Source organism: Streptomyces griseochromogenes, from assembly GCF_001542625.1.
Classification (GTDB): Bacteria; Actinomycetota; Actinomycetes; order Streptomycetales; family Streptomycetaceae; genus Streptomyces; species Streptomyces griseochromogenes.
Map to the genome: position 1 here is coordinate 6,435,599 of NZ_CP016279.1, position 20,953 is coordinate 6,456,551.

Below are 20,953 nucleotides of genomic sequence, written 5' to 3' on the forward strand. Positions count from 1 at the left end.
GCATGAGAGCCCTTCGCGTTGTGCACGGTCTTGTTCCTCACTGCTGCTCCCAGGAGCGGAAGGCCCGCAGCTGTTCGGGCGTGGCCACGACGTCCGGCCTTTCGTCGTCCGGGGCGCCGCCGCCGAGCGCGGCCAGCAGCCGCCGGGCGGGCGCGTTGCGCGGGGTGCGTTCCGCGGTGATCCGGACCTTGGCGCAGCCCAGTTCCTCGGCACGGTCGGCGAGCCGGGCGAGCAGCCGCTCCTCGACGCCCCGGCCGAGAGCCCGGCAGCTCATCAGCCAGGCGAGGACATCGAGCCGGTCGCCGTCGGCGGCGACCGCGAGCAGGGCGATCTGGCCGTAGTCGCCGAACCGGTCCCGCGCCGCGGCCGTCCACACCTCGCCCCGCTCACGCCACCGGGCGAGATCGCCGCCGTCGGCGGAGCGGGCGCGCAGGGTGAACTGGTTGGTACGGCGCACGAGTTGCTCGCCGCGCTCGACGTCCTCCTCGCCCAGCTCCCGGATGTCGACCTCGAGGTTCAGTTCGGCCAGGAACTCCTCGAATCCGGCGCCCGCGCGGACGGCGTCCCGCTCTCGCTCCTCGGCGTAGAACCGGGCCCGCAGGGCGTCCTCGGCGGTCGCCGCCGCGGGGACCAGCGGCCACAACCGGCCGACGAACGCGTCGAGTTCGGCGGCGGGCGGGCAGGTCACGGAGAGCACCTGCGGGAGCGCCGAGCGCATCTTGGCGATCTCGGCCGGGTTGTCGTCCAGGAACAGGAAGCTGTCCAGGCCCAGGTTGAGGGTACGGGCGGCCTCGTCGAGCCGGGCCGGCTTGGGCCCCCAGGCGGCCGACAGCACGCTGAAGTGCTCGGCCTTCAGCAGGCTGTCGGGGCGCTCCAGGACGGCGCGGACGGTGGCCTCGTCGTTGTTGCTGACCAGCACGAGCAGGGCGCCCGCGTCCCGCCACCGCAGCAGCCTGCGGGCCAGCAGGGCGCGGGGGCCGATGAGGTCCACCGCCTCCGGGCCGGCCTCGCCTGCCACTCCGCCCCACAGGGTCTCGTCGCCGTCGACGGCGATCACCTTGGGCGCGGGACGCCGTACCGCCCGGACGACCTCGGCCAGGCGCAGCGCGAGTGCCGCCTGGAAGGCCGGGGTGAAGGGCAGGTGGGCGAGGCGCTCGGTGCGCTCGTCGAAGCGGTCCTCGACGGGGTGGTGCCGGGTCCACTCGTCGGGTCCGAGCACCGCGATGCCCGGCAGTCCGGCCAGTTCGGCGGCGATCCGGCGCTCCCAGGCGAGGAAGCGGTCCTCGGCCCGGGCGGTGGGCGGGATGCCGACGACCAGCGGCCTGCGGGTGCGCTCGGCCAGGGACTTCAGCGCGGCCGGGTAGGCGCTCAGCAGGTCGTCGAGGACCGTGTCGTCCACCGGTCCGAAGCGCTCCAGGTCGGCGGCCCGCAGCAGGACGACGCCCACCGCGGTGGCCGGGTCGGCGAGGACGCCGGACGGGTCCCGCAGGGCTGCGAGGACCTGGTGGTAGGGCGCCTCGGTGACGGTCGCCCGGTCGTCCTCCAGGGCCGTCTCGCACATCAGGGGCAGGTTGCCGAGCGCGAAGGTGGCGGCGAGGGCGAGACGCGGTCCGTCGACCGGAGCCTGCTGTACGGCCGTCGGGGTCTCCTGTACGAACCCGGTCGCGTCCTCGGCTGTCTCCGCGAGCAGCCGCAGGAACTCCTCGCCGAGTCCGGTCGCGGTGTCCGCGTCCAGGATGTCGAGGTTGTGGTCGAGGCGGACGGTGCCCGCGTCCGGCGTCATGGTGATCATCAGGTCGAGGTCGGTGTGGCCGACCCCGGCGGGCAGCACCTGGAGGTTTCGCAACCGGCCCGAGAAGCGCACGTAGTTGAAGTACACCTCGACCAGGGGGGCGTTGGCGCGGTGCAGGCCCTGGCGGGCGAGGGTGGCGAGGACGTCGGAGAACATGGCGCCCTTGGCCAGGATCTGCTGCAGCCGGCTGTCGGTGCGCACCAGTACGTCGGCGACCCGCTCGCCCGCAGCCGCCTGGGCGGGGAAGGGCACGGGGACGCCGAAGAAGCCCACCGCGCCGTAGGCGTCGGCGTGGATGCGGGTGTCCACGGGCACGGCGAGCACGAACCGTTCCCGCTCCCGCTTCCTGGCGAGCAGCACGGTGAGGGTGCCGAGGCAGAAGGCGGCGGGGGTGACGGCCAGGCTGCTCGCCGCGGCCGAGACGCGTTCCACGAGCCCGTCGGGGAGGGTCACGGTGACGCTCCCGGCCCGGTAGGAGCGGGTTTCGGGGCGCGGGCGGGCGAGGGTCAGGTCGAGCCGTTCGCTGCCCTGGAAGGCCGCGCGCCAGTCGTCGCCGGGGCCGGAGCCGCCGCCCTGCTGGGCCTCGATCAGCAGGTCGATGTCCCGGTTGGTGACGGTGTCGTCCAGCGGGGTGCCGGACAGTTCGGCGTCGATCTCCGCCGCCACCAGGAGCAGGGACTGCAGGTCGCTGACCGCGTGGTGGGCGCCGAAGACCAGGATCTGCCGCTGTGGTCCGCCGTCGACGAGTTCGAACCGCCACAGCGGCGGAACCGTCAGATCGAACGGCGGTTCGAGGAGCAGGCGCAGCCGCTCGGCGGCGGTCACGGCCGTGCCGTCGGCCCGGGCGTCGGTCCACCGCAGCAGCGGCGCGGGCAGCGAGCGGTCGACACGCAACTGCCGTACGCCCTCGGCACCGGTGACGACGGCGGTGCGCAGAGCCGCGTGCCGGGCGGTGAGCCGGTCGATGATGCCGGTGAGGGATTCCCGGGTGGCCGGGGTGGTCAGCCGTACGGCCAGGCCCACGCCGTGGGCCGCGTCGGGCATGCCCGGCTGGGCGCTGCGCAGGAGTCGTACGACGTCCCGGGTCGCGGGCCGCAGTTCGGTCTCGGGCACGTCCTGGGCGGGTGCGCTCCCGGTCCGCTCGGCAGGTGCAGCGCGCTCGGGCAGGGCCTCGCCCAGGGCGCGGGCGAGGCCGCGGATGTCGGCGGCCGCGAACACGTCGGCGGCCGGGAGTTCGACCCCCAGCTCGCGGGCGAAGGCGTTGCGCAGCCGGACCAGCATCAGCGAGTCCAGGCCGAGTTCCTTCAGGGCCGTGGTGGCGAACACGTCCACGGCGCCGCCGGACACCTCACCGACACGGGCTCGCACATAGGTCTCGAGCCATTCCGTCCGCTCCTGTCCGGTGGTGGCCGCGAACACCTTCTTCACGAGTTCGTCGGTGTCGCCGCCGCCGGCCGGGACGGTCACCAGGCCGGCCAGGAGCGGGCGGCTGCGGGCGGCGTCCGGGTCCAGGGCGAGCAGATCCCGGTCGAGGGCGATCGGGGCGAGCTGGCGACGGCCGGTGGCCAGCACCCGTTCGAACAGCTCGCCGCCGTCCTGCGGGGAGAAGGCGACCAGGCCCGAGCGGCTGGTCTCGGCGGCCCGGGTGCCGGACTCGGCGACCATGCCGACGCCGGCCCAGGCACCCCAGTCCAGACTGAGCGCCCGCCGTCCCGAGCGCGAGAGGTGGTGCGCCCAGGCGTCGAGGAAGGCGTTCGCGGCGGAGTACGCGCTCTGTCCCGCCGAGCCCAGCAGACCGGCCGCCGAGGCGAACAGGACCAGGTTCCGGGCCTCCGGGGCCAGCTCGGTGAGCAGGGCGGTGCCGAGCACCTTGGGTGCGAGGACGCGCCGGACCCGCTCGTCGGTGAGGTTGGCGAGGACGGCGTCGTCCAGCACACCGGCGGTGTGGACCACGGTGGCGACGGGGCCCGCCTCCCGGCGTACGGCGTCCAGGGCGGCGGAGAGTCCGGCTCGGTCGGCGACGTCGGCGCGGGCCAGGTGCACGGTGACGCCGCGCTGTTCCAGGCCCTGGATCCAGGCGGTGGCGGCCGCGTCGGGCGTGCCGCGGCTCAGCAGGGCGAGCCGCCGGGCGCCCCGCCGGACCAGCCGTTCGGCGACGACCCGGCCGAGGCCGCCGAGGCCACCGGTGATCAGGTGCACGCCGTCCGGCTGCTCGGGGTGGCCGCCGTCGTCGGGGCGGGTGCGAGCCAGGCGCGGGACGAGGCGGCCGGTGTAGCGCAGCGCGACCAGGCGTTCGTCGTCCGCGTGCCACAGCTGCGTCCACAGCGCCTCGGTGCCGTCGTCGGCGGGCAGGTCGATCAGCGTGGTGGCGAGTTCCGGGTGCTCCTGGGCGACCGTGAGCCCGAAGCCCCAGGCGAGGGCCTGCTGCGGATGCGTCACCGCGCCGCTGTCACCGGCGGCCTGGCTGCCGCGTACGACGACGAACAGGCGCGTGGAACGGCCCTGCGCACGCTCACGTCCGGTGAGGGCGCGGACCAGGTGCAGGGTGGTCAGGCAGCACAGCCGGGCGGCCTCCTCGGCGCTGTGGTCGTCGCGGACCGCCGGGGCGTCGAGCGCGGACAGCTGGACCACCCGGGCGGGCGGCGCGTCCGGGAACGCCTCGTCCAGGAGCCGGGCCAGCTGGGCCGGGTCGGCCGGGTCGAGGACGTAGCGGCCCGGGCCCTCGGTGCCGTAGGCCGTGCCTCGGCGGGCGACGGCGTACGGCACCGAGTCGCCGAGGCGGTCGGCCAGTTCGTCGGCGACTCCGGTCTCGTCGGCGAGGATGAGCCAGCCGCCCTCGGCGGGCCGCTCCTGTGCCGCGGGGCGGGGCTGCCAGCGGGTCTCGAAGAGGGCGCCGTCCAGGGGGGAGAGCGCGGCGAGCCGGAACTCGTCGGCCGCGAGGACGAGTCGGCCGCTCTCGTCCCACAGACGCAGGTCGAGCAGGGCGCTGTCCCCGTCCACCGAGCGCAGGTCGCAGCTCACCCAGGCGGGCGCGGTGCGCAGGCCCGTGAACCGCACGCGTCCGGCGCCGGCCGGCACGAAGGCCCTGCCGTCGGGTGCGTCGGCGGGCAGCGCGGCCGCGTGGAAGGAGGCGTCGAGCGTGGCGGGGTGCAGGAGGTGACCGGCCGCGGGCCGGGCGGCCAGGCGGGCGACCGCGCTCGTACGGCCGTCCCGATGGCCCTCCTCAAGGCCCCGGAAGGCGGGGCCGTAGTCGATGCCGAGGGCGGCGAGGCCGGCGTAGACGGCGGGCACGTCGACGGGCTCGGTGCAACGCTCGCGCAGCGCGTCGAGCCCCGGCTCCGCTGCCGGGCCGGGCTGCGGCGTGGTGGCGATCCGCCCGGTCACGTGCCGGCGCCACTGGCGCTCACCGGCCGGGGCGGACGCGACGGTGAAGTCGCGGTAGCCGTCCTCGGCGCCTCGCAGCACCAGCTGCAGCCGTACGGGCCGTACGGCGTCCAGGCGCAGCGGCTGCACGAAACGGACGTCGGCCAGGTGGACCTCGTCGCCGTCCGAGACGGTGGCCGCGGCCTCCATCGCCATGTCGAGGAAGGCGGCGCCCGGCAGCCAGACCTCTCCGGTGACCTGATGGTCGGTCAGGTAGGCGAAACGCCCGTCGTTCAGGTCGATCTCGCTCTGGAAGAGGTCCCGGCCGGGTTCGTCGCTGGCCTGGACGTGGGTGCCGAGCAGCGGGGAGCCGCCGGTGGCCGTGGCCTGGACCGGGGCGAGCCAGTGGCGTTCGCGGGCGAAGGCGTAGGTGGGCAGGCCGATGCGGCGGCCGCCCGGGAAGAGCGCCGTCCAGTTCGGCGTGTGCCCGGCCGTGTACAGCTCCCCCAGCCTGCCGAGGAGCATGTCGTGGCCGTCGCGGCCGCGGCGCAGTGAGCCGATCCCGGTCGCGTCGATTCCGGCCTCGGCCGCGACCGCCTCGATCGCCGAGGTGAGCGAGGGGTGCGGGCTGAGCTCCACGAAGTGGCGGTAGCCGTCGTCCAGCATCCGGCGGATCGTCTGCGCGAAGCGGACCGGCTGCCGGAGGTTCGCGAACCAGTAGGCGGCGTCCAGACCGTCCCCGGGGACCGGTTCGGCCAGCACGGACGAGTAGAGCGGGGTCTCGGTGCGGGTGCCGCGGATGCCGGAGAAACGGTCGAGGAGTTCGGCGCGCAGGGGCTCCATGAGCGGGGTGTGCGAGGCGAACGGCGTCGACAGGACGCGGGCGGGGATGCCGCGCTCCTCCAGTCGGCGGCGCAGGGCGGCGAGCGCGTCGGACTCGCCGGAGACCGCGGTGGCGCCGGGGCTGTTGACGGCTCCGACGAAGAGCCGGCCCGCATAGGGGGCGAGCAGGTCCTCGACGTCGGCGGGCGGCAGTTCCACGGCGAGCATGCCGCCGTGCCCGACGAGCGGGACCACCGCCGCGGCCCGCCCGGTGACGGCGGTCACGGCCTCGTCCAGGGTGAGGGCTCCGACGCTGTGGGCGGCGGCGATCTCCCCGAGGCTGTGGCCGACCACGGCGTCCGGGGTGACGCCGAGTTCCCGCCAGGCGGCGGCCAGGGCGGCGTTGACGGCGAAGAGGACCGGCTGCAGATATTCGGTGCGGTCGAGCGGGGAGAACTCCTCCGGCGCGCGCAGCACGTTGAGCACCGACCAGCCGACGTGGCGTTCGACGGCCTCGTCGATCCGGGTCAGCTCCGTGCGGAACGCCTCGCTCTGGGACAGCAGCTCCAGGCCCATGCCGGTCCATTGGCCGCCGTGCCCGGCGAACACGAAGGCCACCTTGCCGCTCTGCTCCTCGCGGGGCGCGGGCACGGGCCTGCGTCCGCTGCCCAGCGCCTTGAGGGAGGAGAGCAGTTCGTCCCGGTCGCCCGCGACGAGCGCGGTGCGCCACTCGAAGTGGCTGCGGTGCCGGGCCAGGGTGTGGGCGATGTCCGGGAGAGGGGTGTCGGCTCCGACGTAACGGGCGAGCCGGGCCGCCTGCCCGCGCAGCCCGGCCTCGCTGCGGCCGGAGAGCACGAACAGCCGTTTGCCGTCCGGGAGTTCCGTCGTACGGGCGGGCTTGGCCGGGGCCTCCTCCACGATGACATGGGCGTTGGTGCCGCTGATGCCGAAGGCGCTGACTCCGGCGCGTCGCACCCGCTCGGCCGTCGCCGGCCAGGCGGCCGGTTCCTGGAGCAGCGCGAGCCCGCTGTCCTCCCATTCGACGTGCCGGCTCGGTGTGCCGGCGTGCAGGGTGCGCGGGAGGGTCTGGTGGCGCAGCGACTGCACGACCTTGATCAGTCCTGCGACGCCCGAAGCGGCCTGTACATGGCCGATGTTGGACTTCAGCGAGCCCAGGTACAGCGGCCGGTCCTGGGCGCGGGAGGCCGCGAAGACCTCGGCCAGGGCGCCCGCTTCGATCGGGTCGCCGAGGGTGGTCCCGGTGCCGTGCGCCTCGATGTGGTCGATGTCGGCGGGCGCGAGCCCGGACAGCTCCAGCGCGCGGCGGATCACGTCCACCTGGGCCGGGCCGTTGGGCGCGGACAGGCCCTGGCTGCGGCCGTCCTGGTTGACGGCGGTACCGCGCAGCACGGCCAGCACCTCGTCGCCGTCCCGCTCGGCGTCGCCCAGGCGCTTGAGGACCAGCATGCCCGCGCCCTCGGCCCAGATCGCGCCGTCGGCGTCGTCGGAGAAGGAGCGGCAGCGGCCGGTCGGGGACAGTCCGCGCAGGCGGCTGAACTCCACGAAGGTCTGCGGGGTCACCATCAGCGTCACTCCGCCGGCCAGGGCCAGATCGCACTCCCCCAGGCGCAGCGCCTGGGCGGCCAGATGGGTCGCCACCAGCGAGGACGAGCAGGCCGTGTCCACGGTCAGCGCCGGTCCGTGCAGGCCGAGCGCGTAGGCCAGTCGTCCGGAGGCGACGCTGAGCGCCGAGCCGGTGCCGACGTAGCCGTCGAGCTGGTCGAGGCGGGAGCCCGAGAGGTAGTCGCTGCCGAACATGCCGACGTACACGCCGGTGGTGCTGCCGGCGAGCCCGCCGGGCACGATTCCGGCGCCCTCCAGCGCCTCCCAGGAGGTCTCCAGGAGCAGCCGCTGCTGCGGGTCCATGGCGGCGGCCTCCTTCGGGGTGATGCCGAAGAAGCCCGCGTCGAAGGACTCGATGTCGTCCAGGAAGCCGCCCTCGCGGGCGTAGGACTTGCCGAGGGCGTCCGGGTCGGGGTCGTACAGCGCGTCCACGTCCCAGCGTGCGGCGGGGAACGGACCGACCGCGTCCCGGCCGTCGGCGACCAGCCGCCACAGGTCGTCCGGGTCGCCGACCCCGCCGGGCAGCCGGCAGGCCATGCCCACGACGGCGATCGGTTCGTCGGTGGCTGCCGTACGCGCCGGCTGCGGCTGGGCCGGGGCCGGCCGCGCGGCTCGGCCGAGGGCGTGGCCGAGGAGGTACTCGGCGAGCCGGTCTGCGGTGGGGTGGTCGAAGAGGAGGGTGGCGGGCAGACGGGTGCCGAGCCGGGCGCCGATGCGGTTGCGCAGCTCGACGGCGGTGACGGAGTCCATGCCGAGGTCGCGCAGGGGCCGGCCGGGGCGCACGGACTCGGGTGAAGGCAGGCCGAGGGCGCGCGAGACCTCGTCGCGGACCAGGGCGAGGACACGCTCGGTCCGCTCGGCCTCGGGAAGCCGGGCCAGCCGGTCGGCCAGGGTCTCGCCGGTGGGCCCGGTGGTGTGCGCAGCGGGCAGCAGCGTGCGCCACAGGGCGGTGCCCACGGCGTCCGACTCGCGCAGGCGGGGCAGGTCGAGGGCCCAGGCGACCAGGTGCGGGGCGCCGTGCCGCAGGGTCAGCTCCACCAGGTCACGGCCCTGGTCCGGGGTGAGGGCGCGGTGGCCGAGCCGGGCCATGCGGTCCAGGTCGGCGTGGGCGGCGGCGAGGCCCTCGCCGGCCCAGGCGCCGAAGGACACGGAGCCGGCGGGCAGGCCCAGGGACCGCCGGTGACCGGCCAGTTGGTCGAGGAAGACGTTGGCGGCGGCGTAGTTGCCCTGGCCGGCGTTGCCGACGACACCGGCGGCCGACGACACGAGGAGGAACAGGGCCAACGGAGTGTGGGCGGTGAGGCGGTGCAGATGGGCGGCGCCGTCGACCTTGGGCCGCAGCACCCGCGCCAGCCGCTCGGGCGTCAGCTCGGCGACCACCCCGTCGTCCAGGATCCCGGCGCAGTGCACGACACCCCGCAGGGGAAGCTCCTCCCCGACCCGGGCGAGTACGCCGGCGACGGCGGCCGGGTCGGTGACGTCACAGGCGACGACCTCGGTCTCGGCACCGAGCGCGGCCAGTTCGGCGACCGTCCCGGCCGCGCGGGGATCGGCGGCACCCTTGCGGGCCGTCAGCACGAGCCGGGGAACGCCCCGCCCGGCGAACAGGCGCGCCATGTGCCGGCCGACGGCGCCCAGGCCGCCGGTGATCAGGACGGTCCCGTCGGTGGGGATGCCCCCGGTCCCGTTCCGCTCCGGCGGTCGCACGGCGTTCGCGGGCCGGGCGCGCACCAGCCGTGGCGCGAACAACCTCTCCTCACGAAGGGCCAGTTCAGGCTCCTCACCCAGGCCTACGACCGCCCGGAGCGCCGGCACGGGATCGCCGTCGTCGAGGTCCAGCAGGGTCAGCCCGAGGTCCGGGTGTTCGGCACGGGCGCTGCGCGCCAGGCCCCACAGCACCGACTGGGCGTATCCGGCCACCGGGTCGCCGTCGGCGGCGGCGACCGCCCCGCGCGTCACCCAGACGGTCCGGGCGGGCGCCTGCTCCCCGGGCAGGGCGATGAGGGCCTGCAGCTCGGCGAGGGCGGAGGCCGCCAGCTCATGGGCCGTGCGGGCGGGTTCGGCGTCCGGGGCGGGGCGTGGCCAGAACCGTACGACGACGTCGGTGCCCGGATCACGGCGCTCCAGCCCGCGCTGAGCGGCGGCGACCTGCGGGTCGGCCGGATCGCCCACCACGGCCCAGGCGAGGTCCGGCGCGACGGCGGGCGGGTCCTCGGTGACGGCCGTCCACGCCACCTCGTACAGGTGCCGCGCGTTCTCCGAACCGGCGTCGAGGTCGGCCGGGTCGGCGGCGCGCAGCCGTACCGCCTCCAGACGCCCGGCGGGCAGGCCGTCGGCGTCCCACAGGGTGATGTCCAGGGTGAGGTCGGTGGCGGAGCCGCCGGTGCGCCGCACCTGCGCGGTCAGGTCGCCCGTGCCGCTCCAGGGCAGGACGCAGCGGCCCACGGCGACGGGGAGCAGGGCGCGTCCCTCGGCCACTCCGAGGGCGGCGGTCACATGGAGGGCGGCGTCCAGCAGGGCCGGGTGCAGCGGGTAGGGGCCGGCGACATCACGGGCGACGGCCGGCAGGGAGAGGCGGGCGAGGAGTTCGCCCTCGCCGATGGTGACCGCCGAGCGTACGGCCTGGAAGGCGGGCCCGTAGCCGAGGCCGAGAGCGGCGAGACGGTCGTACGTCCGCCCGGTCCAGGCCTCTTGGGCGGTGTCGGGCCACGCCGGGGGGTGGCCTGCGGCGGACGGGGCGGGCTCGGCCGCCGAGGCGGTGGCGTGCAGGGTCCAGCCGAGAAGGTCACGGCCGCGCGGACGGCTGTGCACGGTGATCTCGGGCACGGGCCCCGCGGTGACGACCTCGACGGAGACCTCGACGGTGCCGGAGGACGGCAGCACGAGGGGGCTGAGCAGGAGGAGGTCGGTGAGGTCGGCCGGACGGTCCGGGCGGGCCACGGCGAGCGCGGCGCGGCACAGCTCGATCACGGTGGTTCCGGAGACCACGATGCGGCCGAACACGCTGTGGTCGGGCAGCCAGTCGGCGGTGGCGTGCGACCATTCGCCGCGGAAGGTCCAGCGGGTCTCGTCGGCGGACTGGAGCTGGATGCCGAGCAACGGGTGCGCGGCGCGGTCGAAGAGGGCGGGGCCGCCGGTGGCGGTCTCGGGCTCGGTCCAGTGGCGCTGCGGGTCCCAGGCGTAGGTCGGCAGATCGGCGGCGTTGCCGCCCGGGACCAGACGGCGCCAGTCGATCCGCCGTCCGTGGACGTGGAGTTCGGCGGCGGCCCTTTCCAGGCAGGCGGGCCCGTCCTCGTCCCGGCGCAGCGAGCCGACCGCGGTGAGATCGTGGCCGGTGTCCTCGCCGATGGTGCGCAGCGCGGTGAGCAGGGCCGGGTGCGGGCTCAGCTCCACGAAGTGGCGGTAGCCGTCGGCGAGCATGCGCTCGACGGTGGGTGCGAAGCGGACCGTGTCGCGCAGGTTGGTGTACCAGTGGTCCGCCTCCAGTGCCTCGGTGACCGGTTCGGCGGTGACCGTGGAGTACCAGGCGATGTCCGTCGGGTAGGTGGTGACGCCGTCGAGCTCGTCGAGGATCCGGTCGCGGACCGGTTCGACGCGGTCGCTGTGGGAGGCGTAGTCGACGTCGAGACGGCGGACGAACACCTGGCGCGCTTCGAGACCGGCGAGCAGGGCTTCGACCGGTTCGACGGCACCCGCGACCACGGTGGCGCGGCCGCTGTTGACGGCGGCGACCGAGACGGATCCGTCGAGTGCGGCCCGGACCTCGGTGTGGGGCAGCGCGATCAGGGCCATGGTGCCGGTGCCGGACAGCTCGGTCAGGGCCTGGCTGCGCAGGGCGACCACGGCGGCCGCGTCGTTGAGGCTGAGCGCGCCGGCCACGCAGGCCGCGGCGACCTCGCCCTGGCTGTGCCCGATCACGGCGTCCGGGCGGACGCCCCGGGCCCGCCACACCGCGGCCAACGACACCATCACGGCGAACAGGGCGGGCTGCACGACGTCCACCCGGTCCAGGGGCGGGGCACCGGCGTCGCCGCGCAGCACGGCCGCCACGGACCACTCGGTGAACGGGCGCAGCGCGGCGTCGCACCGGTCCAGCTCGTCGGCGAACACCGGGTCGCGGTCGAGCAGATCACGGGCCATCCCGGCCCACTGGCTGCCCTGGCCGGGGAAGACGAAGGCCAGTTTTCCGGCGGGGGTGCTCTGCTCGGGGCCCGCGGTGAGGTCCGGATCGCGGTGCCCGTCGGCGAGGGCACGCAGGGCGTCCAGGAGCCGTGCGCGGTCGGGCGCCAGGACGACGGCCCGGTGGTCGAAGTGGGTGCGGTGGTGGGCGAGGGTCGCGGCGACCGCGGCGAGCGGCAGCTCCGGGCGGGTTTCGAGGGCGTCGAGCAGCCGGGAGGCCTGGCGGTGGAGGGAGGGGAGGCTGCGGGCGGAGAGCGGGAAGAGCGTGGGCCGCTCCGCGAAGGCGGGCTGGTCGCCGGAGACGGGCTGGTCTCCGTACGCGTGCCGCGATTCGGCGGCGGGCTGGACTTCGGCGCCGGGGCCGCCAGGGAGTTCCGTTGCCGGCTCGGGTGCGGACGGGGCCGGGGCCTCCTCCAGGACGACGTGGGCGTTGGTGCCGCTGATGCCGAACGCGCTGACGCCGGCCCGGCGCACCCGCTCCGCGCCGCGCGGCCAGGCCTGTCCGGCGCTTCGGACGCGCAGGCCGCTGCCGGTCCAGTCGAGGTGGTCGGTGAGGTGCTCCGCGTGCAGGGACGCCGGGATGTGCTCGTGGCCGAGCGCCAGGACGGTCGTGATGACGCCGGCGATGCCCGCGGCCGCCTGCGCGTGGCCGATGCGGGACTTCACGGAGCCGATGCCGAGCGGCCGCTCGGCGGGGCGCTCGGGCCCGAACACCTGGGCAAGGGCCCGCAGTTCGATGGGGTCGCCGAGCGGGGTGCCGGTGCCGTGGGCCTCGACGTGGTCCAGGTCGTGCGGGGCGAGCCCGGCCGCGTCCAGGGCGGCGCGCAGGACCCGTTCCTGAGCCGGGCCGTTGGGGGCGCTCAGGCCCTGACTGCGGCCGTCCTGGTTGATCGCCGAGCCCTTGACGACGGCCAGGATCCGGTCGCCGTCCCGGCGCGCGTCGGCGAGCCGCTTGAGCAGGACGAGCCCGCAGCCCTCGGCCCAGACGACCCCGTCCGCGTCGGCGGAGAAAGGGCTGCACCGCCCGGACGGCGACAGCCCGCGCAGCCTGCTGAACTCGACGTGCCCGCGCGGGGTGACCAGCAGCGTGGCGCCGCCGGCCAGGGCGAGGTCGCACTCCCCGCCCGCCAGGGCACGCGCCGCCAGGTGCAGGGCGACCAGGGAGGACGAGCAGGCGGTGTCGACGGTGACCGCGGGCCCCTGCAGGCCGAGGGTGTAGGAGATGCGCCCCGAGGCCACGCTGGCCGCCGAGCCGGTACCGATGTGTCCGTCGAGCTGGTCGAGCGAGGCGGAGGCGAGGTAGCCGCTTTCGTAGAGACCGAGGTAGACGCCGGTGGAGCTGCCGTTCAGGGACTCCGGGAGGATCCCGGCGCGTTCGAAGGTCTCCCAGGTGGTCTGCAGGAGGATCCGCTGCTGGGGGTCCATGGCGGCCGCCTCGCGCGGGGAGATGCCGAAGAAGGCGGCGTCGAAGCGGTCGATGCCGCCGTCGAGGAAGCCGCCGCGCAGAGTGTAGGCGGCGCCGGTCGCCTCGGGGTCGGGGTCGTGGAGCCCGTTCGTGTCCCAACGGCCCGCCGGGACCTCGCAGATGACGTCCTCGTCGGCGGCCAGCAGCCGCCACAGGGCCTCGGGGTCGTCGGCTCCGCCGGGGAGGCGGCAGGCCATGGAGATGATCGCCACGTCGTCGCCGGGGCCGCCGGTCCGGTCCGCGGCGGGACCCGGCGAGGGCGCCTGGGTGGTCGGCTGCGCGAAGACGGCGTCCGCGACCGCGGTGATCGTGGGGTGGTTGAAGACGAGGGACGGTTCCAGGGGGCGGCCGGTCAGTGTGCCCAGTTCGGCGGCCAGGGTCACCAACTGGCGTGATCCCAGGCCGAATTCGGCCAGTGGCCGGTCCGGGTCGAGGTGCGCCGGATCGATTCCGGCCGCCTCGGCGACAGCCGATGCCAGCCAGGCCCGGACGCCCTCGGAGGTCGTCAGGGACGGCTCGGGGGTGTGCTTCGGGGTCTCGTTCGCAGGCATCTGGGCAGGCGTCCTCGTGAACTCGGGCTCAGTGTTGGATTCCGCGCCGGGCGTCGGATGCCCGGTACGGCGAAAGGGAGGGGCCGCGGCCCGCATCGGGGCCGCGGGGACCGGGGGTGCCGGGCCGCCGCCGGCGCCCACGGGCACGCCGGCGGCGGGAGGTCACCCCACGGCGACGGTGGTCACCGAGGAGAGGGTGCCGTCGAGGTACGCCGTCCGGGTGGCGCGGCGCTGGATCTTCCCGCTGGAGGTCTTGGGGATGGTGCCGGGCTTGACCAGGACGACATCGCGCAAGGACAGACCGTGGGCCTCGCCGACCGCGCTGCGGATCAGGTCGGTGATCTTCTCGGACTCGCCGGCCCTGTCGGGCGCGATCTCGGCGACGAGGACGGGCTGTTCGCCCTCCGCCGCGGAGTCCACGGGGAAGGCCGCGGTGCAGCCGGGGCGCAGGGCCGGGTGGACCAGTTCGGCGCTCAGCTCCAGGTCCTGCGGGTAGTGGTTGCGGCCGTCGATGACGATGAGGTCCTTGAGCCGGCCGGTGACGAACAGCTCGCCGTCCCGCAGGAATCCCAGGTCGCCGGTGCGCAGGAAGCGGCCCTCGCGGCCGGGAAGCTGTGCGCGGAACGTCTCGCGGGTGGCGAGGGTGTTGCGCCAGTACCCCTTGGCGACGCTCGCCCCGCTCACCCAGATCTCGCCGGCCTCTCCCTCGGGCAGCTCCTCCAGCCGCTCGGGGTGGACGATCGCCACGGTCACTCCGGCACCGGGCCGACCGCAGCCCACGGCGGCCGCGTCGGCCTGGCCCGCGTTCGGGGCGCCGTCCGCGGCGGCGAGCAGCGTCGGCGCGGTGTCCACCGTACCGCCGGTGACCATCAGGGTGGCCTCGGCCAGGCCGTAGCAGGGGTAGAGGGCCTCGCGGCGGAATCCGGCGGAGGCGAAGGTGTCGGCGAAGCGTCGCAGGGTGGCCGCGCGCACGGGTTCGGCGCCGTTGAAGGCGACCTTCCAGGAGCCGAGGTCGAGGGTGTCGAGCAGGCCCGGGCCGGCGTGCTTCAGGCACAGCTCGTAGGCGAAGTTGGGGCCGCCGCTGGTGTGCGGGCGGTAGCGGCTGACCGCCGTGAGCCAGCGGTCCGGCCGCTGCAGGAAGTGCAGGGGCGAGAACAGGGTGGCGGTGGCGCCGAGGTACACGGTGTTCAGGACCGGGCCGATGAGCCCCATGTCGTGGTAGACCGGCAGCCAGCTGACGAACAGCTCCTGGTCGTGTGCGGCGATCGCCTCGGGTGTGTGGCGCATGCGCTCGGTGATGACCCGCTGGTTGTCCAGCAGGTTGCCGTGGGTGACCACGACACCGCGCGGGGCCGAGGTGGAGCCGGACGTGTACTGGAGGAACGCGACGGAGTCCGCGGTGAGTTCGGGCTCGCGCCAGGCGGCCGCCGCGTCGTCGGGTATGTCCTCGGTGGCGACGCGGGCGATCACGTCGAGTTCGGGCAGGTGCCCGGCCATGCCGTCGAGGGCGGCGATCACCTCGCGGCCGCCCAGGATGACCTTGGCGTCGGCATCGGCCATCAGGCGCTTCATCCGGGTCAGCGCACGGTGGTTCTGGGAGCGCCCCTGCGGGGGCACACCCGGTACGGCGACCACACCGGCCGAGAGGCAGCCGAGGTAGGCGCAGATGAACTCCAGGCCGGGCGGGTAGAGCAGCATGGCGCGCGAACCGGCCAGCCCGCGCTCCTGAAGCCAGGCGGCGACGGCCCGGGAGCGGGTGACCAGCCGGGCGTAGGTGAGTTCCTGGGTCTCTCCGTCACCGTCACCGGTGACGAGATGGCGGTACGCGGTGCGCTCCGGGTGGTCGGAGGCGTGCGTGGTCAGCAGTTCGACCAGGGAACGAGCCATAGGACGAGTCTTCACCTGTCTGAATGGGTGGCGAGTAGACGGGAGTTCGGGTTCCATGTCGCATGGACGCACGGAGTCGGCGTCAACCCGGCCTCGTTGCCGGGCCGTTGGACTTGACCCCTCGTGCAGGGAACCGTGGGGTCGGACGGCTCCTCGTGATCCCCCGCAGCAGCCTGATGCGATCCCCCCGCAGCAGCCCGCTACCGATGAGTAGGACCATAGCAAGATCTGTTGTTCGAAATGCCGGGCTGGCGTAAACGCTTCGTATCCAAGCGAGTTCGCTCAGCTGACGATCCGTGACGAACGCGTGAACCGGCTGCACACTCGCGGTCGGCACGCCCTCTCGTGGCATACGTCACACACCGCGACCGGACCACCACGCTGCGCCAGAAAATATCGGGCGATAACCCCGAATGCCGGACTGGTGAATCCGCCCTATCGTGCTGTCATGGAGCACGCACTGAGTCCCGCAACCCTTGCCGAACTGCGGCGCCCGCGTCCTTACCCGGCAGTGTCCGTGCTGACGCCGACGCACCGCCGTGAACCCGAGAACGGCCAGGATCCGGTCCGGCTGCGCAATGTGGTGGCCGAGGCCAGGAAGCGGCTGGAATCCGACCCCGCCGTCACCCGGGAGCGGCGCAACGACGTCGTGACACAGCTCGACCGCGCCCTGACGGAAGTGGACCTGGCACACGCCGAGGACGGCCTGGTCATCTTCGCGGCGCCGGGTGAACACCAGGTCTGGTCGCTGGCCCGCACCGTCCCCGAGCGAGTGGTGCTCTCGGACACCTTCCTCACCCGCAATCTGGTCTCGGCCCAGGCCTCCGAGCGGCCCTTCTGGGCGCTGTCGCTGTCCGCCGACCGCATCACGCTGTGGAGCGGCGGCCCCGACCGGGTCGTCGAGGACCACTCCGGCGGCTTCCCGCTGATCCACATCCGGGAGAACTTCGACGCCGAGCGGCTGATGCAGATCGGAGACCAGCCGAGCACCTTCCGTGACGAGGCCACCCGCCAGTACCTGCGCGAGGCGGACACCTCCATGAGCACGGTCCTGCGCGATCAGCCCCGTCCGCTCTACATCACCGGCGAGCTGGCGGCGCTGTCCCTGCTGGAGGAGGTCGGCAGTGTCGCCAAGTCCGCCGTGCAGGTTCCGCACGGAGGCCTCGCCCACGCCGGCCCGGAGGCCGTGTGGCAGGCCCTCAAGCCGGTCCTGGAGACGGAGACCCGCAAGGACACCACGTCCGTCATCAGGGAGCTGACCTCGGCGCGCGGGCACAAGGCCTACGCGGCCGGGGTGGACGAGCTGTGGCAGAACGCCCGGGACGGCCGCGTCCGGCTCCTCGCCGTCGAGGAGAACTACCGCACGAGGGTCCGCGACGACGGCGACCACCTCATCCCGGCCGAGTCGGGCGACCTGGACGCCCGCGACGACATCGTGGACGAGATCGTCGAGCAGTGTCTGGAGACCGGCGCCGACGTCCGCTTCGTCCCGGACGGCACGCTGGGCGACGCGAACGGCATCGCGGGGGTGCTGCGGTACTGAGGCACCCCCCGGGCAGCGCTCCCTGCGCGGCGTACGCTACGGCGTGATCGTCGGCGTAAGGGAGCGCACGCATGGGTGACCTGCTGGGTGTGGCCGTACTGGGTGCCGGACACATGGGGGCCGACCATGTACGACGCCTGGACCAGGTGGTGAGCGGCGCCAGGGTGGCCGCCGTGGCCGACCCCGATGTCGAGCGCGCCAAGGAGGCGACGGCCGGCCTGGACGGCGTCACCGTGCACACGGAGGCGGTGGCCGCGCTCGACGCGCCGGGGGTGGCGGCCGTGCTGATCGCCTCCCCCGGGCCCGCGCACGAGGAGGCGCTGCTCGCGGCCTTCGACCGCGGCCTGCCGGTGCTGTGCGAGAAGCCCATGGTGCCTCACTCCACGGGTGCGCTGCGGGTGGTGGAGGCCGAGGCGCGACTCGGCCGCAGACTGGCGCAGATCGGCTTCATGCGGCGCTACGACACCGAGTACCGGCGGCTGAAGGCCCTGCTGGACGGCGGCGCCCTGGGCCGTCCGCTGATGCTGCACTGCACCCACCGCAACGTCTCCTCCCCCGCCGACTTCACCAGCGCCATGCTGATCGACAGCTCCGTCTCGCACGAGATCGACGCGGCCCGCTGGCTGCTCGGGCAGGAGCTGACGGCGGTCACCGTGCTGCGGCCTGCGTCCTCTGCGGGCGCGCCCGAGGGGCTGATCGACCCGCAGTTCGTCCTGTTCGAGACCGAGCGCGGCGCGCTGGTGGACGTCGAGGTCTTCGTCAACTGCGGCTTCGGCTACCAGGTGCGCTGCGAGGCCGTGTGCGAGGCGGGCAGCGCCCGGATCGGCGACGAGCACACCATGGTGGTCACCAGCGGGGGCCGGGCCACCGAGGACGTCGCTCAGGACTACCTCGTGCGCTTCGCAGACGCCTACGACCGCGAGGTGCAGGCGTGGGTCGACGCCACCCGGCGCGGCCGGGTCACAGGGCCGGGCGCCTGGGACGGCTACGCGGCCTCGGTGGTCGCCGAGGCGGGGGTCCGGGCGCTGGAGACCGGCGGCCGGGTGGCCGTCGAGCTCGCCCCGCGCCCGGACCTGTACGCCGAGGTCAGCCGCTGACGCTCGCGGCACCCGTCTCCAGGTGCCCGGTGAACCGGCGCGACCAGGTCGCGTCGGAGTCGACGGTCACCGTGAAGTCGTACCAGCCGTTCTGGTACGCGACGGCGTTGAAGTAGTCCTCCGTCGACGCGCCCGCCGCGACGGTGTACGTCCAGGGACCGTCGGTGCGGTAGTGGTTGGAGGTGATGGTGAACTTCACCGCCGACGACCCCGAGTTGGTCATCTTGAAGTAGATCGCGAGCTTGCCCGTGCCGGGTTCCACGGCGTACCGGGTGCTCACCTCCGCCGTCTTGCCCGCCTTGGTGGCATCGCCCTGGAAGCGGCGCAGGAACCGGTTGGGGCCGACCATGCTGAGGTCGTACTTGCCGGAGCCGAAGCCGAGGCCGATGTTGAAGTAGTCGGAGGCCGTGCCGCCCGCGTCGACGGTGTACTGCCAGGGCGTGGTGTCGCGGTTGGCGTTGGGGTGGATGGAGAAGTGCGCCGCCCGGGCCGCCGGGCCGCCCTGGTTGGTCATGGTGAACCAGGCGAGGATCTTGCCGGCCGCGCCGAACTCCAGGTGGTCCAGGTATCCGTTCGGCTGGTACGGCAGCGCGCGGGCCGGACGGGTGCCGGGCTCCTGGGCGGGCAGGGCGTTGTCCGTCGGCACGGGGTTGGGCAGCGGGCCACAGGTGTCGATGCCGATGACGCTCGTCGCGGGCAGCGCGACGGAGCCGTAGACCGGGTGGGCGAAGTCGAACACGCCGGTCAGGTCGCCGCTCACCTTGCGCCGCCAGTCACTGATGTTGGGGCAGTTCGCGGGCTTGCCGAGGGCCGCCGTCCAGGTCTCCAGGAAGCGCAGCACCGAGGTGTGCTCGAAGACCTCCGAGGAGACCCAGCCGCCGCGCGTCCAGGGCGAGACGACGATCATCGGGACGCGGAAGCCGAAGCCGTACGGCACCCCGTTGAGGAACTCGCCTGCCGTGCCGGAGGGCGGTGCAGGAGGCGGGACGTGGTCGAAGTAGCCGTCGTTCTCGTCGTAGTTGAGGAAGAGGACGGTCGAGTCGAAGACGTCCTGGTCGGCGGCTAGGGCCTGGTACACCAGGTTGACGAAGTGGGCGCCGTCGCCGGGCGGGGCGTACGGGTGCTCGGAGAAGGCCTGGTTGGGGACGATCCACGAGACCTGCGGGAGGGTGCCCGCGAGCACGTCGGCCTTGATGGCGGCGGCTATGTCGTCCGGGGTCGAACCGGTGACCTTCGGGACGGAGGACATCCCCCGGTCGTGCAGCGGGTCGCCCGCCTTGGCGTTCGTGAAGTTCTTGAAGTAGGCGCAGGCGTTGTCGCCGTAGTTGTCGTCCGCGTTCTGGTAGACCTTCCAGGTCACCCCGGCGGCCTGCAGCGCCTCGGCGTAGTTCTGCCAGGTCAGGCCGGACTCGTCGCCTCCGTCGTAGCTGGAAGGGTCGACCTTGCCGCTCCACAGGTAGGTGCGGTTGGGGCCCGTCGCGCTCAGGGTGGAGCAGAAGTAGGCGTCGCAGATCGTGTAGTTGTCGGCGAGCGCGTAGTGGAAGGGGATGTCGGAGCGGTCCAGGTAGCCGAGCGAGCGGACGTTGCCGACGCCCAGGACCCAGTTGTCCATGCGGCCCTTGTTCCACGCGGAGTGCTGCGAGGACCAGGAGTGTGGCAGGTCACCGTTGCACTGGGCGAGGGTCTCGCCGTCCTTGCCGCCCGCGTCCGGGGTCGCGCTGAGCTTCCACGGGTACTGGCGGCCCAGCCCGTTCGGCTGGTTGAAGACCGGGTAGCCGCCGCCGAGGGTGATGCCGCTGCGGTCGTCGAAGCCGCGGACGCCCTTCAGCCGCCCGAAGTAGTGGTCGAAGCTGCGGTTCTCCTGCATGAGGATGACCACGTGCTTCACGTCCTTGATCGTGCCGGTCGCCGCGGTGGCGGCAGCGGCCGCACTGCGCGTGCCGGCGCTCAGCGCCACGCCCGCCGCGACTGAAGCGCCGAGCCCCACGAAGCCTCTTCGGCTGATCGGTGTCATTCGCCCCGTCCTCGTCACCGGAGTGCCCCTGCGGCACACCGCGCGCCAGGGTGCACGCGGTGATCGTCGAGGTCCATAGCGATGCGGTGAGGCGTGAGTGAACAAAAGTCAAAGACGCGGTCAGGTCGGCCCGGCGTCGCTCAGACCCCGCCGAACAGGGCGCTCAGCCCCTGCTCCACGACCGCCGTCACATCCTCCTGTCCGGGCGCCACCACGGCGTAGGTGTTCAGCAGGAAGCGGCGCAGTGCCGAGGTCGGGAACTGGATCAGGGCAAGGCCGCACGGCGAATGGAACTCCAGAACCGTCCGCGTGCGACCGTATGGCCATATCTGTACGTCGCCGTGCCCCGCCGGGGCACGCAGCCCCTGGTCCAGCAGGGAGCGCGCGAAGGTCCAGGTGACCTCGTCACCGGCCAGGGTGGCCTCGGGCGGGAAGTCCACGAAGACGGCCAGCGGGTCGCCCGCGGTGTAGCGCAAGGTGGCCGACAGCGGGACCTCGCGGTCCTCGGCGGTGATCAGACGGGCATGGGCGGGCTGTTCGATGATGACGTCCATGCCTATAAGGAGTCTGTTCGGCCTCTTCACAGGACGCTGAATCCGGACAGAGTTGACGCGCGG

The 20,953-nt window shown here is 73.9% G+C and carries 6 protein-coding genes; 2 read left to right on the forward strand and 4 right to left on the reverse strand.

Annotation, left to right across the window (positions count from 1 at the left end):
• Positions 1-37: 37 nt before the first annotated feature.
• Positions 38-13,795 carry a type I polyketide synthase gene (locus AVL59_RS55875; protein WP_067309582.1) on the reverse strand — a complete coding sequence of 4,586 codons (13,758 nt, stop codon included), beginning with the start codon at positions 13,793-13,795 and terminating at the stop codon, positions 38-40.
• A gap of 162 nt (positions 13,796-13,957) precedes the next feature.
• A complete protein-coding gene (locus tag AVL59_RS27695) occupies positions 13,958-15,682 on the reverse strand; it encodes a fatty acyl-AMP ligase (protein WP_079147017.1) in 1,725 nt (574 codons plus the stop codon).
• A 448-nt stretch (positions 15,683-16,130) separates the two neighbouring features.
• Between AVL59_RS27695 and AVL59_RS27700 the strand changes: the two genes are divergently transcribed.
• Together AVL59_RS27700 and AVL59_RS27705 are read left to right on the forward strand one after the other, a co-directional pair.
• Positions 16,131-17,225, forward strand: coding sequence for a baeRF3 domain-containing protein (locus AVL59_RS27700; protein WP_067309588.1), 1,095 nt, complete (start codon positions 16,131-16,133; stop codon positions 17,223-17,225).
• A 71-nt stretch (positions 17,226-17,296) separates the two neighbouring features.
• Positions 17,297-18,322: a Gfo/Idh/MocA family protein gene (locus AVL59_RS27705; protein ID WP_079147018.1), complete on the forward strand. Its 1,026-nt coding sequence runs from the start codon at positions 17,297-17,299 to the stop codon at positions 18,320-18,322.
• On the opposite strand, the gene AVL59_RS27710 is transcribed toward AVL59_RS27705, so the two are convergent.
• Both AVL59_RS27710 and ssgD read right to left on the reverse strand, forming a co-directional pair.
• The gene (locus tag AVL59_RS27710) at positions 18,312-20,336 is read right to left on the reverse strand and encodes a phosphocholine-specific phospholipase C (protein ID WP_067309591.1); all 2,025 of its coding nucleotides are present in this window, start codon (positions 20,334-20,336) and stop codon (positions 18,312-18,314) included. The two genes, AVL59_RS27705 and AVL59_RS27710, sit on opposite strands and share 11 nt — an antisense overlap.
• A gap of 140 nt (positions 20,337-20,476) precedes the next feature.
• Positions 20,477-20,890 carry a spore wall synthesis regulator SsgD gene (ssgD, locus tag AVL59_RS27715; protein WP_067309593.1) on the reverse strand — a complete coding sequence of 138 codons (414 nt, stop codon included), beginning with the start codon at positions 20,888-20,890 and terminating at the stop codon, positions 20,477-20,479.
• Positions 20,891-20,953 lie beyond the last annotated feature (63 nt).